At 45.8% G+C, this 13,064-nt stretch carries 13 protein-coding genes and 1 tRNA gene; 7 read left to right on the top strand and 7 right to left on the bottom strand.

Translation table 11 applies throughout. From position 1 onward, the window contains the following. Nucleotides 1-49: 49 nt before the first annotated feature. The 5 genes from GOL65_RS14140 (at nucleotide 50) to GOL65_RS14120 (ending at nucleotide 6,638) form a co-directional block, all read left to right on the top strand. Nucleotides 50-1,603 (top strand): vWA domain-containing protein, encoded by a 1,554-nt coding sequence (locus GOL65_RS14140; protein ID WP_140920388.1) that lies wholly within the window; start codon nucleotides 50-52, stop codon nucleotides 1,601-1,603. Nucleotides 1,604-1,859: 256 nt separating this feature from the next. Continuing rightward, entirely contained in the window at nucleotides 1,860-2,075 is a 216-nt protein-coding gene (gene rpsU, locus GOL65_RS14135) for a 30S ribosomal protein S21 (protein WP_027275017.1), read from the top strand. Nucleotides 2,076-2,223: 148 nt separating this feature from the next. Then, a complete protein-coding gene (gene dnaG, locus GOL65_RS14130) occupies nucleotides 2,224-3,972 on the top strand; it encodes a DNA primase (protein WP_140920389.1) in 1,749 nt (582 codons plus the stop codon). A gap of 166 nt (nucleotides 3,973-4,138) precedes the next feature. Further along, nucleotides 4,139-5,983 carry an RNA polymerase sigma factor RpoD gene (rpoD, locus tag GOL65_RS14125; RefSeq protein WP_140920390.1) on the top strand — a complete coding sequence of 615 codons (1,845 nt, stop codon included), beginning with the start codon at nucleotides 4,139-4,141 and terminating at the stop codon, nucleotides 5,981-5,983. A 91-nt stretch (nucleotides 5,984-6,074) separates the two neighbouring features. Beyond that, entirely contained in the window at nucleotides 6,075-6,638 is a 564-nt protein-coding gene (locus tag GOL65_RS14120) for an NADAR family protein (RefSeq protein ID WP_140920391.1), read from the top strand. Between the two features lie 38 nt (nucleotides 6,639-6,676). Here the strand turns inward: GOL65_RS14120 and mug are convergent, their stop codons facing one another. Continuing rightward, nucleotides 6,677-7,177 (bottom strand): G/U mismatch-specific DNA glycosylase, encoded by a 501-nt coding sequence (gene mug / locus GOL65_RS14115; RefSeq protein ID WP_140920392.1) that lies wholly within the window; start codon nucleotides 7,175-7,177, stop codon nucleotides 6,677-6,679. A gap of 141 nt (nucleotides 7,178-7,318) precedes the next feature. Between mug and GOL65_RS14110 the strand changes: the two genes are divergently transcribed. Together GOL65_RS14110 and GOL65_RS14105 are read left to right on the top strand one after the other, a co-directional pair. Then, a tRNA-Ile gene (locus tag GOL65_RS14110) sits at nucleotides 7,319-7,394 on the top strand. Nucleotides 7,395-7,564: 170 nt separating this feature from the next. Next, complete coding sequence (locus GOL65_RS14105; RefSeq protein ID WP_456152041.1) at nucleotides 7,565-8,134, top strand: DUF4875 domain-containing protein; 570 nt, start codon at nucleotides 7,565-7,567, stop codon at nucleotides 8,132-8,134. A 26-nt stretch (nucleotides 8,135-8,160) separates the two neighbouring features. Here the strand turns inward: GOL65_RS14105 and GOL65_RS14100 are convergent, their stop codons facing one another. The 6 genes from GOL65_RS14100 to GOL65_RS14075 are packed head-to-tail and all read right to left on the bottom strand — an operon-like array spanning nucleotide 8,161 to nucleotide 13,009. Beyond that, nucleotides 8,161-8,382 (bottom strand): ogr/Delta-like zinc finger family protein, encoded by a 222-nt coding sequence (locus GOL65_RS14100; protein WP_179038419.1) that lies wholly within the window; start codon nucleotides 8,380-8,382, stop codon nucleotides 8,161-8,163. A gap of 59 nt (nucleotides 8,383-8,441) precedes the next feature. Continuing rightward, on the bottom strand, nucleotides 8,442-9,554 hold the full coding sequence (locus tag GOL65_RS14095) for a phage late control D family protein (protein WP_179038418.1): 1,113 nt from the start codon (nucleotides 9,552-9,554) through the stop codon (nucleotides 8,442-8,444). 2 nt (nucleotides 9,555-9,556) lie between these two features. Continuing rightward, on the bottom strand, nucleotides 9,557-9,985 hold the full coding sequence (locus GOL65_RS14090; protein ID WP_051323313.1) for a phage tail protein: 429 nt from the start codon (nucleotides 9,983-9,985) through the stop codon (nucleotides 9,557-9,559). A gap of 11 nt (nucleotides 9,986-9,996) precedes the next feature. Beyond that, complete coding sequence (locus tag GOL65_RS14085; RefSeq protein WP_179038417.1) at nucleotides 9,997-12,567, bottom strand: phage tail tape measure protein; 2,571 nt, start codon at nucleotides 12,565-12,567, stop codon at nucleotides 9,997-9,999. Continuing rightward, nucleotides 12,564-12,680 (bottom strand): GpE family phage tail protein, encoded by a 117-nt coding sequence (locus GOL65_RS14080; protein WP_179038416.1) that lies wholly within the window; start codon nucleotides 12,678-12,680, stop codon nucleotides 12,564-12,566. Before GOL65_RS14080 ends, GOL65_RS14085 begins: the two co-directional genes overlap by 4 nt. Nucleotides 12,681-12,694: 14 nt before the next feature. Continuing rightward, complete coding sequence (locus GOL65_RS14075) at nucleotides 12,695-13,009, bottom strand: phage tail assembly protein (RefSeq protein WP_179038415.1); 315 nt, start codon at nucleotides 13,007-13,009, stop codon at nucleotides 12,695-12,697. Nucleotides 13,010-13,064: the final 55 nt, after the last annotated feature.

Below are 13,064 nucleotides of genomic sequence, written 5' to 3'. Positions count from 1 at the left end.
CTTTCTTTTGTCCATCTAATGAACACCAAACAACTTGATTGAGATAGAAATGACTAAAGCTCAAAGTGTTAAACGTGGAATCCATTCCCTGGCATTGTTGAGTGCACTGGTACTTGCCGGCTGTAGCTCAACCGATCCTAATTTAAATCTTCCTTCGCCAGCAAAAACGGCAGGATCACCAGAGCAGGAAATCAAACAGGCTTATAAAACAAGCGCCCAAAATGGCCCTGAAGTATTGATTTCTGCCGCGGACAATAACGGTAGCTACAATAATATGCGCCGTGCTCTGGCACGTTCAACCCTGCCAGGAAAAAACAGCATTCAGTTGTCTGAGTGGGTAAATTTCTTCCCTTATGATTATCCACAGCCACAAGGGCGAATTCCTTTCGCGGCTAACGGTGAAATCGCGATTACGCCATGGAATCCAAATACCCGTCTGCTACGCGTAGCAATTAAAGCCGGTGATGCTCAAACCAGTACTGAGCGTCGTGCGGTAAACCTGGTGGTGTTAGTCGGTGGTGAAGGTGCTGATTTGTCACTGATCAAAACCAGCCTGACTCATCTGGTTAATCAATTAACTCCTCAGGATACTTTGACACTGATGAGTGCCTCTGGCGATAAAGGCGTTCTGCTGGAACCAACTACTGGCGATAAAAAAGACAAAATGCTGTCTGCAATTTCCAGCTTAAGCAGTGGAAAAACCATTCAGGACAGCTCTCGTCTGACAGAAGCTTATACTCTGGCAAAAGATCATTATATTGCTGATGGTATCAACCGCGTCATTCTGGTGGGTAACAGCACTTATAATGCAGGCTTCAGCACAGTACAGGATGCCAGCGATTTCTTCGCTAACCATCCAGCCTCACAAATTTCCCTAACCACTTTAGGATTCACCGCCAGTCAGTTTAGCCCATCTTCACTGGCTGAAGTGGCTTACGTTGGTAACGGTGTGCATCAGTACATCGACAACATCCGCGACAGCGACAAAGTGTGGGATGAGCAATTAAGTGCTACACAAACACCGGTAGCAAAAGAGTTTTCTATGAAAGTCGAGTTTAACCCAACGTACATTAAGGCCTACCGCCTGCTGGGTTATCAGACACCATCAGAAGAGAACAGCAATGCGGCAAATAGCGGTGTTGTGGTCACCGGTCAAACCATGACCGCGCTGTATGAAATTATTCCTGCGGGCAGCTCAGAAGAGTGGAACGCTGAACAATATGGTTTCATCGGTACACCATCCGCTAACAGTTACCTGCGTCAAACCAAAGAGATCGCTATGATGCATCTGCGCTATAAAACGCCAAATGCACAAAGCACTCCTCAGCGTATTGAGCTACCGGTTCCTGAATCACAAATGAACAATACTCTGGATAACAGCAGCAAAGATTTCCGCTTCGCCGCTGCTGTTGCTGCATTTGCTCAGCAGTTAAAAGATAACGGTGCATCAACTGGCGCATTCACGCTGGACGATACCCTGAAGCTGGCAAATGAAGGTCGCGGTGCGGATAAATACGATCTGCGCTCAGAGTTTATTCAGTTAGTTGGCAATGCCCAAAATGAGCTACCAAAAAGCTCACCGGTGAAAGGCCAGGGCAAATAAGCATTAAAATAGTAAAAATTTGATGGTTGAAAGTCCCGATTATAGATGGATAAAAATAACCGGGACTTTCAGCGCACTAACGTGATGGTAGCTGTTTATACAATGATGACGGGCTGTTTTCTGCCAACTACCGATGAATGAATCGGTAACAGGACTTTACAAGCAGCACCTATTCGCAGTAGAATTCCGCACCATTTTGAATATGGCTGGCAACAGCGCCAGCAGCAAAACCGATTTCTATTGAGGTGAAAGGCACATGCCGGTAATTAAAGTACGTGAAAACGAGCCATTTGACGTAGCATTACGTCGTTTCAAGCGTTCATGCGAAAAAGCAGGTATCCTTGCTGAAGTTCGTAGCCGTGAATTCTACGAAAAACCAACTACTGAACGTAAACGCGCTAAAGCTTCTGCTGTGAAACGTCACGCGAAGAAATTAGCTCGTGAAAACGCACGCCGCACCCGCCTGTATTAATACCTTCGGTTAACTCCGAGCGCGCGATTAATGCGCAGGTTGGTCGTGTAGCTAAAGCTAGTAATAGCTAACTGCATATAAGTATGCCGTGCTTTCCGAAAGGAATGCGCGGCTTATTCTCATTTATGGATTTACGAATTGAGGCTTAATGGCAGGACGAATCCCACGCGTATTTATCAATGACTTGCTGGCCCGTACGGACATCGTCGATCTTATAGATGCTCGTGTGAAGCTTAAAAAGCAAGGCAAGAATTATCACGCCTGTTGTCCGTTCCATAATGAGAAAACGCCCTCTTTCACCGTTAACGGTGAAAAACAGTTTTATCACTGCTTCGGCTGCGGAGCTCATGGTAATGCTATTGATTTCTTAATGAACTTTGACCGTCTGGAGTTCGTTGAAAGCGTTGAAGAACTGGCAACCATGCACAGTCTGGAAATTCCTTACGAATCCGGCACCGGTATCAGCCAGTTAGAGAAACACCAAAGACAAAGTCTGTATCAACTGATGGAACCATTAGCTAAGTTCTATCAGGAATCCTTAAACCAACCTCAGTCTCAGGATGCGCGAAACTATCTGGCGCAACGTGGTTTAAGTGACGACATTATTCAGCGCTTTGCCATTGGCTTTGCGCCTTCCGGATGGGATAACGTTCTGAAACGTTTTGGTCGCTCACCGGAAAACCGCGAATCACTCAATGATGCGGGAATGTTGGTGACCAATGATAATGGGCGGACTTATGATCGCTTTCGCGAACGAGTCATGTTCCCCATCCGCGACAAGCGCGGTCGGGTTATCGCCTTTGGTGGAAGAATTTTAGGTAGCGGAACACCTAAATATCTAAACTCACCGGAAACAGAGATTTTCCATAAAGGTCGCCAGTTATATGGCCTGTATGAAGCGCAGCTGAATCGTAATCAGCTCGATAAGCTGTTAGTCGTTGAAGGCTATATGGATGTGGTGGCACTGGCGCAGTTTGGCATTGATTATGCCGTCGCCTCGCTGGGAACCTCCACAACGGCAGAACACATTCAGTTAATGTTCCGCTCTACGGATAACGTTATCTGCTGTTATGACGGCGATAATGCCGGTCGTGAGGCCGCATGGCGTGCATTAGAAACCGCCCTGCCTTACCTGACTGATGGTCGCCAGCTACGCTTTATGTTTTTACCGGATGGAGAAGATCCGGATACGCTGGTAAGAAAAGAGGGAAAGGAAGCTTTTCAGCAACGTTTAGAACAAGCCCAACCTCTTTCGATGTTTTTATTTGATACACTTATGCCGCAGGTCGATCTGAGTTCACCTGATGGGCGTGCTAAACTTAGTACATTAGCCTTGCCGCTTATTAGCAAGGTACCTGGCGAGACATTACGTTTATATCTACGCCAGCAGCTCGGACAAAAGCTGGGCATTCTGGATGACAGTCAGCTAGATAAACTGATGCCGAAACAAATTGAAACTGAACAAAGCTATCAGGCACCCCAGCTAAAACGCACAACTATGCGTATACTGATAGGTCTGTTGATTCAGCGTCCTTATCTGGCAACACAGGTTCCGTCAGTACAGGGGTTGGAACAGACCAATCTGGCGGGAGTACCGCTGTTTATTGAGCTGGTTAAAACCTGTCTGGCTCAGCCGGGATTAACTACCGGACAACTTTTAGAGCTGTATCGCGGAAATAATTACAGTCAACAACTTGAAACTTTAGCAACATGGAACCACATGATTGTAGAGGACATGGTTGAAGAAACATTTCTTGATACGTTAGCTAAACTGTATGACTCAGTATTAGAGCAACGTCAGGAAGAACTGATTGCCCGTGACAGAACCCACGGTTTGAATGCCGAAGAGCGCAAAGAATTATGGTCTTTGAATATGGCTCTGGCAAAAAAAGATTAGTTTGACAGATTTAACAGAATTAACGGCTTAAGTGCCGCTCATTGCAGGTAAGAAATCCTGCGCATAGCTGTTTATAAAGGCGACAGCTGATAAACATAGCCCGACTACCTTATGATTACCGGCTTAGCCGATAAAATTTAATACTCTGAAGTGTGGATACCGTCTTATGGAGCAAAACCCGCAGTCACAGCTTAAACTTCTTGTTACCCTAGGCAAGGAGCAAGGCTACCTGACCTACGCTCAGGTCAATGACCATCTGCCTGAAGATATCATCGATTCAGATCAAATCGAAGATATCATCCAGATGATCAATGATATGGGTATTCAGGTAATGGAAATAGCACCTGATGCCGATGATCTAATGCTCGCAGAAAACACCGCAGACACCGATGAAGATGCAGCGGAAGCCGCAGCACAAGTGCTCTCCAGCGTTGAATCCGAAATCGGTCGTACAACAGATCCGGTGCGCATGTATATGCGTGAAATGGGTACCGTTGAACTGTTAACCCGCGAAGGCGAGATCGACATTGCAAAACGCATAGAAGAAGGTATCAATCAGGTTCAGTGTTCTGTTGCAGAATACCCTGAAGCGATCACCTATCTGCTGGAACAATACGACCGCGTTGAAACTGGCGAAACCCGACTGTCTGACATTATCACCGCATTTATCGATCCTAATGCTGATGACACCATTGGTCCTGCGGCAACACATGTAGGTTCAGAATTATCCAGCGAAGAGCAGGATGATGATGACGATGATGACGAAGACTCTGATGATTCCGATTCCGATGAAGATATCGGTATCGATCCTGAACTTGCCCGTGAGAAGTTTAACGACCTGCGTCTGCAATATGAAGCTACCCGCAAGGCCATTAAAGAGTTTGGTCGCAGCAACGCACAGGCAATTGAAGAGATCGTAAAACTGTCTGAAGTATTCAAACAGTTCCGTCTGGTGCCAAAACAGTTTGATTATCTGGTCAACAACATGCGCCAGATGATGGATCGCGTCCGTACTCAGGAACGTTTGATCCTTAAACTGTGTGTTGAACAGAGTAAAATGCCGAAGAAAAACTTCGTCACTCTGTTCGCCAGCAATGAAACGTCAATGGACTGGTTTAACAGCGCTCTGGCGATGGGTAAACCATGGTCTGAAAAACTGAAAGATGTTAGCGAAGAAGTCGAGCGCTGCATCCAGAAGTTACAGTTAATTGAAGATGAAACCGGCTTAACCATCGAGCAGGTTAAAGATATCAACCGTCGCATGTCTATCGGTGAAGCCAAAGCTCGCCGTGCGAAGAAAGAGATGGTTGAAGCAAACTTACGTCTGGTTATCTCTATCGCTAAAAAGTATACCAACCGTGGCTTACAGTTCCTGGATCTGATTCAGGAAGGTAACATCGGTCTGATGAAAGCGGTAGATAAGTTTGAATATCGTCGTGGTTATAAGTTCTCAACTTACGCCACCTGGTGGATCCGTCAGGCGATCACTCGTTCAATTGCCGATCAGGCGCGCACTATCCGTATTCCAGTGCATATGATTGAAACGATTAACAAGCTTAACCGTATCTCTCGCCAGATGCTGCAAGAAATGGGGCGTGAGCCACTGCCGGAAGAACTGGCAGAGCGCATGCTGATGCCAGAAGACAAGATCCGTAAAGTGCTGAAGATCGCCAAAGAGCCAATCTCTATGGAAACGCCAATCGGCGACGATGAAGATTCGCATTTAGGTGATTTTATCGAGGATACCACCCTCGAGCTGCCACTGGACTCTGCAACGTCTGAAAGCCTGCGTTCAGCAACCCACGACGTACTTGCCGGTCTGACCGCTCGTGAAGCGAAAGTGCTGCGCATGCGTTTTGGTATCGATATGAATACTGACCATACGTTAGAAGAAGTGGGTAAACAGTTCGATGTTACCCGTGAGCGTATTCGTCAGATCGAAGCGAAAGCATTACGTAAGTTACGTCACCCAAGCCGCTCAGAAGTACTGCGCAGCTTCCTGGATGATTAATCTTTGCGTTGATGAATAGTAAACAAGAAAACCCCAGCCCTCTGGGGTTTTCTTGTTTTCAGGCTTAGTCTTTATTTTAAGGGAAGGTTATATGCAACAGGGAAATTATTCACTTCAGGCATTACAGAGTGCAGTGAAGTCAGGCACTCAGTTTAAGTATCTCTATTTTTGGGGGCATCAACCCTCAGCCAATGGCGTTATTACGGCTTCCTGCTTTAGCCAGTGGTGGCTCTCCCCTTTTGTGGTTGACGGAGTCACTTATGCAACTGCAGAACATTGGATGATGGCGAGTAAAGCTCAGTTATTTGGTGATGAACAGATTATTCCACAGATTTTAAGCGCCAGAACGCCCGCACAGGCTAAAAGTCTGGGCAGACAGGTAAAGGGCTTCGATCAACAGCTATGGCAATCACGCTGCTTTGAGCTGGTTTGTGAAGGCAATCAGCATAAGTTCAGCCAGCACCCAAATCTGAAGGAATTTCTGTTCAATACCAAACAGCGAGTTCTGGTTGAAGCCAGCCCGGTGGACAAGATCTGGGGTATTGGTCTGGCACAGGATGACCCTCGAGCAGCAAACCCTTTATTATGGGATGGACAGAATTTGTTGGGATTTGCGTTGATGGAGGTTCGGGAGCGTTTAGCTGCTGGTGGCTAATTTAAGAATTGAACCAACAGCATAACTTCAAAAATGCCCTACACAATCTCTAATGCTATCGCCAGCTCACGATAGCTTTCGGTTAATTGTTCCAGCGTTGCGCGGTTCAAACCACTGGGATTAGGTAATATCCAGACTTGCGTTTGACCTATGGTCATATCTTGCCTACCCCATGGGGCATTGCGTATACCGAATGCCTGATGGTAGGCCTGTTTACCCAATATCGCTACGGCACGAGGCTGATAGCGTTCGAGCTTCTCAATCAGTAACGTCGCCCCTTGTTTCAACTCCTGACTGGAAAGCTCCGCTGCCTGTACTGTTGGCCGCGCTACCAGAGCAGTTAATCCGCAGTGGCTTACTAAAATCTTGCGATCCTCTTCCGGCGTTAACAACGTTTTGGTAAAACCCGCCTGATATAACACTCGCCAGAATCGATTAGTTCGATTAGCAAAATGAAAGCCGCTGGCTGAGGCTTTTAGCCCCGGATTGATGCCGCAAAAAACCACCTGTAGACCGGGCTGTAAAATATCTTTAAGCATCGTTGTTTCGCCTGAGATCAAATCATTATCAGGTATACGCTACCAGCAAGCATCACGATCTACAACTGTGCATAAAACCAACGTTCACACTACGTAACTATGGACTAAACAATAAGGTTTACCGTATAATCGCCGCCACTTGGCCCCTTAGCTCAGTGGTTAGAGCAGGCGACTCATAATCGCTTGGTCGCTGGTTCAAGTCCAGCAGGGGCCACCAAATTTTAGTAGTAAATACAGATAATTAAGTCCGCTTTGTTAAGTGGGCTTTTTTATGCCTAACTTAAAGTGGCGATGAAATGGCGATCGGTTTTTGCATCAAAGCCAATGAAACTCTATCGATCCAAATGTAGTATGTAATGTAACCCCGAATTATAAGTAGGATCTCAAATGGCTCTATTCTCTAAGCTACAACTCACAGCAGCCCTATACTTAATAAGTTCATCAATATTGGTTTTTGCCAATATCGCAGCAGCCTCAGCACCTGCTTATGAAATTATCCAAGATACAAACACATCAATAGGAAATCAGCGCATCAGGGCAAGCATGACCATCATTGCGCCAGCCGCACAGGATAAAATCAGCCGCGCGGAAGTGTTAAAGCAGGCAGTTAATGATAAGACAGAAAAAGACAAAACCACCGTAGTTAGCGTTTCATTAATCCCGGCTAAATCACTACTAGGCGCTGGCGCTCTATTGGCTCAGGCAGACTATTACGCTGATGGCTGCGGGCCTGCAGGTTCACCATGTGATGGTATTAAGTGGGATGTGAAAGCGTCTGATATTAAGCTGACTGATAAAGCGATTCAGGTATGGGCACAGTCAATAAAAAGCGCTAATGAACTAGCCGAAAAAGGGATTTTTGAGGATGAAAAAATAACGGCAGACGTAGCAAAAAAACTCAAAATAAAACCATCAGAAGTTGATGTACCCTATATAGAATTGGAACCAGTAAAATAGCACTGCAAGCCCGCTAACGCGGGCTTTTACATGGGTAAAACACATTGACTTTCGGTGACGGTTGGATGTGCTTGAACATGGTTAATATTATGGGGAACCGAAATTGATCTGATAAAAGTTTCATGGCAAACAAACGTATGGCCACAATTAATATTCTGACATTGGTAATAGCGTTCTTTTGTTGTTATCGACATTTCACAACTACTTCGGGTATGTGCCGGACCATGACATTGACTACATCGCATCATAATAAACACCTCTAAATTTACGATTCGTGAATAATATTACATTAAATAACGAAAAGCGATTATTCCAGCTCAATATCTTCGATCTTTACTTCTAGTTCTAAGGAAGTCGTAAACCCGCTATCACTTAAACTATGGCTCACAGCCTTAACGATCCACAGAGCCTCATCTATTGGCTTCTTAAAACCTGAGACTATTACCGGGGTTTCAGGGAAAAGTTCAGGGCGCCCGCGCGCTAGCTGAATACTGAATGTTGCTACACCTCTTTGTAATTGCTCCCACTTGGCTTTAGCGGCCCGCATAGCGTTACTCTTTGATACGTAGGTGTGTCGCATAACAAAGATATTTTCATCCGTTCCAACTAGGTATTCCTTATTTTTATCACGCTCAGGATCTGAATCGTCCTCCTTTTTTTTCTTTTTCTTCCGAGGTTTTCGTTTAATGGTAGCCTTGGTTTTATCTTTGGTATTGGTATCCAGCCAATTGGCCGTTACTCCCGTATAAGCATCACGATCGGCAATATTAAACTGATGGCTATCACCATCACTGCGCTTAAGTGTAAAAGGCTCTAGACTATGACCTGATGCCGTCAGACCGGTACCCGGTAAAATAAATAATAATTGGCCCTTCTTAATTGTCGCTATAGCCCCATAATCCTGAGCGATCCGAGTTAAAAAACTGCCATCACTTTCACCAGTCTGGTCTATATGGTCTATATCAATCTCAGCCAACTCTGGTGATATTTTAAACTTTAGACCATTAGCTTCGGCTATTCCCCAAACGATCTCGCCTAACGTCGTTTCATGGTATGACTTTTCACGACGGATATTCATATTCCCCCGAAAATCAGCACTACGCGCGCGTATAGTTAATACATCTGGTGTACCAGAATGGCTAATTTCATCTACCGTAAAATCACCTTTATCAATTAGTGGTTCGCCGTTCCAGCCCAATGATAAAGAAATGACAGCCCCACGCGGCGGTAACTCCAACATCTGATCGCTATCGTCCAAGGTGATATCAAGCTGGTCTACTTCAAAGCCTCTATTATCGGCTAAAGACAACGAAATTAACCGGCTGCTTAACGATTTCGTAATATCTTTACTTGCAATAGACAGCTTAAAGTCAGGGGCTAGCGGGTTTGCGGTTAGGGCGTTAATTATTCCATCAAGCATAATCAGAATAACCCCGCTATTTTCTCGCCTAAGCTCCCTAACATATCCAATAAGCCATCATCAGTGCGCTTAAGGTTAATGGTAAATTCAATCCGGCGAGCCGTACCATCCTTAAAAAAGAAGGATTTATTTTCCGTTATACTCTCAATAACAAACATGCCATATATAGCGCCACTACTCTCAATCAAAGGCCAAGCCATACCTGCATCAGCCATTGTTTTTAGCCCAAACATGGATAGCCGCCCGCCGGTAAACTCAGGTAATAAGACGCCGGATAAGGTGATAGTATCGTTATTTATTCCGGTAAACTGCACCGCTGGCGATTTTCCAACGCGATTATTAGTGGGAAAGCGCCACGATTTTGTTTGCTGGAATTCCTGATACGGGACCGTTTTTAACATGAACGGGAACATACCTAATATCATCATCATAAATTCACCACTCAGTTAGTATCAGCTAACACCCTGCGCTGACGTGCGGCCTTTTCTCGATCTCTTTCATCAAGCATTCTTTTCAGCTTTACCGTGCTATCCGTATTACCCGAACCATTTGTAATATTGATTTCAGTCTTGGACTGATCCACATACTGATTGCTGCCACCAAATTTAAGGGGCTGGTAAGAAGCCAGATCGGCCATTTTAGAAAGAGGCTGGTCATTGCCATTTGTCTGTACTTCGGCACTGGCCTCAACGCCAAAGAACTCTTTAACCCCGCCGGGGATGAGATCACTTAAAGAACTAAATTTATTTTTTAGTTCTGACCACTTCTCATCAATCCCTGATAACAACCAGTCAATAATGGCCCGGCCATTCTCAACAAAACTATCTTTAAGCCCTTTGACATAATCGACAATTCCATCCCAGTGCTTATAGATGATCCCCGGCAAGGACCAATTAATAAAAAAGTTAGCAACCGCTGTACCTACATCCGTACAAACCCGTTTAAATGCTTCCCATGCCTTACCGGTCTTATCTCGAATGGCATCCCAATGCTTATAAATCAGCCCCGGCAATGACCAATCTATAAAGAAATTCAATACCGCTTTAGCTGCAGTTATTACAGCATTCTTTATATAGGTCCAAGCAACAGAACAGGCGTTTTTAACGCTTTCCCAAAGTGCTATAAACTTTGGCCCTAACCAATCCCAGTTTTGCCAAATCCAGATAGCTGCCATCGCTATCAGGGCGATGATTGCCAAAATGGGGTTAGCCATCATTGCCCGACCTAAAAACATAATCCCTTTACCCAATAGGCCAACACCTTTGGTAATTAAGGAGAAAGCTGAAAAACCTTTAATGCCGAGAATAGAAAATGTCATTTTTAGCATAGCCAAAGGGCCAAGAACCCCCATAACACCGATCATCAACGTTCCCATCACGGTGGCAACTACAGCAAAAGAAGCGGCAATAATTACGATCCCTTTACTCACGGCAGGGTGGGCTTTTAAGAAGTCTGAAATTGAATGCAATATATCACTGAGTTTTGTGGCCGTTTCTCGTAACCAGCCGTTATTCTTTTCAAATAGCTCAACGCTGATGTTCTCTAAACCGGCGTGTAAAATAGTCATATCACCGGCTAAGTTATCCATCATCGTTCTGGCGACCCTAGTCGCTTCACCGTCATACTCGCCGGGCTGGCCTCTCATTTTCTCCAAAGAACCATTACTGGCAGCACGCATGAGTACACCAAAACCGGTAACCGCATATTGTCCAGCGATGGACTTATAAACAGCTCCGCGATCAACGTTCCCCATTTTCGCGGTTTTAGCGTCGATATCTTTCAAAATATCGACTAAGTCCCGCATATTCCCATTTTTATCTGAGGTCTTAACGCCTAATTCTTTCACTGCGGCAGAGTTACCAATCCGGCTTAATACACTCCGCATCGTTGTACCAGCTTGGCTACCCTGAATACCGGCACTCCCTAGCATTGCCGTTGCTGCTGCCACGGTTTCAAGGCTCTGCCCGTATTCCCGGCCAACACCGGCAGAATATTTAAGAGACTCACCAAGCATGGGAATATCGACGTTATTCCGAGTAAATAGCGCCGTCATAACATCTGCAACGTGGTCCATCTTCTCGGCCGGTATTCCCATGGCCATCTGAATGTTTGATGCTATATCTGCGGTAGTGCCTAGATCAATACCGCCAGCCGAGGCAAGATTAAGCATTCCCGGCATTGCCCCTAATACTTGCTTGGCGTTATAGCCGGTGCGGGCTAAAAAGTATTGACCTTCGGCCACTTCGGAATCAGTGAACTTTGATGATAGCGGCAACGTTCTTGCCTGCTGCCTGAGCGCCTGCATTTCTGGCGCGTTTTTATCCTGAATGCGGGTTACGGCCTGAGTTTTACTCATCAAAGCATCAAATTCATAACCTACCCGTAATGACTGGATCCCCAGTTGACCAACCCTACGCCCGGTGGCTTGAGTGGTGTATCCCATCCCGGCAACTACAGCCTTATGCTGCATAGATCGCTGATAACGATCTCTAACTGCCGCTAGCCGCCGTTGACGTTCTCCAAGCCGGACTAACTCTGCTTGTTGCGCCCTAAGTTGCTGCGTGGTGCTGGTAATGTTGGTTCTTAATGCCCGCTGTGATGTGCCCAGCGTGCGGGTTGATAACCCGGCTGCGTTTAGTGCATCACGCTGGCGCTGTAGTGAGGATTGCAGACCGTTATACTGTTGCTGTAGTTGTTTGGCATTTTGCGCAGCCGCCCGCATAGCTTTGGCTTGCTGCGCGGTAGGGTTTTGTGATGCCTTAAATTGTTGGGCTAAGGCGGCGGCCTCAGCTTTAGCCTTCTTTAAGTTCTGCGCAGTAACTGCGGCCTGAGCCTGTGTTTTACGAAAGCCCTCTATCTGTGAGGCTTGGCTATTCAGTTGCTTAAGCTGTTCACGGGAGGCTTTGATATTTTGGGCCAACTTAGTGTTAGCCGATTGCATCGATTTAAATGGGCGAGTGAGTTTATCAACCGCATTCAGAATTACTCTTAACTCTAATTTTGAACCACTCACTCATCATTCTCCGTTCGCCTTGCTGCCTGCGCTCTCCATTCCCAAAGTTCGGTAATGCTCATATCGTACATTTCAGAAGGAGGCCAATGAAAAATGATGGCAATATCCGCCATCAGATCATTAACGGTTAATCCTCTTGGTATCCCGGCAGCGCTGATTTCGGTAGCAAAAAACCAACAAGTTCACTACCCAACTGAACCAGATCGGCAGGGTCCATATTCTGAACTTCGACTTCTGTCAGTGCGGGGTTGGTTATACGAGGCAAGACTTTAATCAGGCCAACAACATCCATCCCCATTAAGTCAGTTAGGGAAGTACCGCGCAGAGAGCCGGAATTAGGCTTCTTAACATAGACCTGCGTAATTTCGGTATCACCGCGTTGAATAGGCGTATCCAGCGTTACTGGCTCTACTACTTTTACCGTACCTTTATCTTTCGCCATTTGTATCTACTCCAATTTATATTGTGATAGCGCGCCAGTTGACGCGCTTAAATGT

The sequence above is a fragment of the Limnobaculum xujianqingii genome (genome assembly GCF_013394855.1).
Lineage (GTDB): Bacteria > Pseudomonadota > Gammaproteobacteria > Enterobacterales > Enterobacteriaceae > Limnobaculum > Limnobaculum xujianqingii.
Note: the sequence above shows the minus strand (reverse complement) of the source record. Positions and strands in the feature narration are given on the sequence as shown.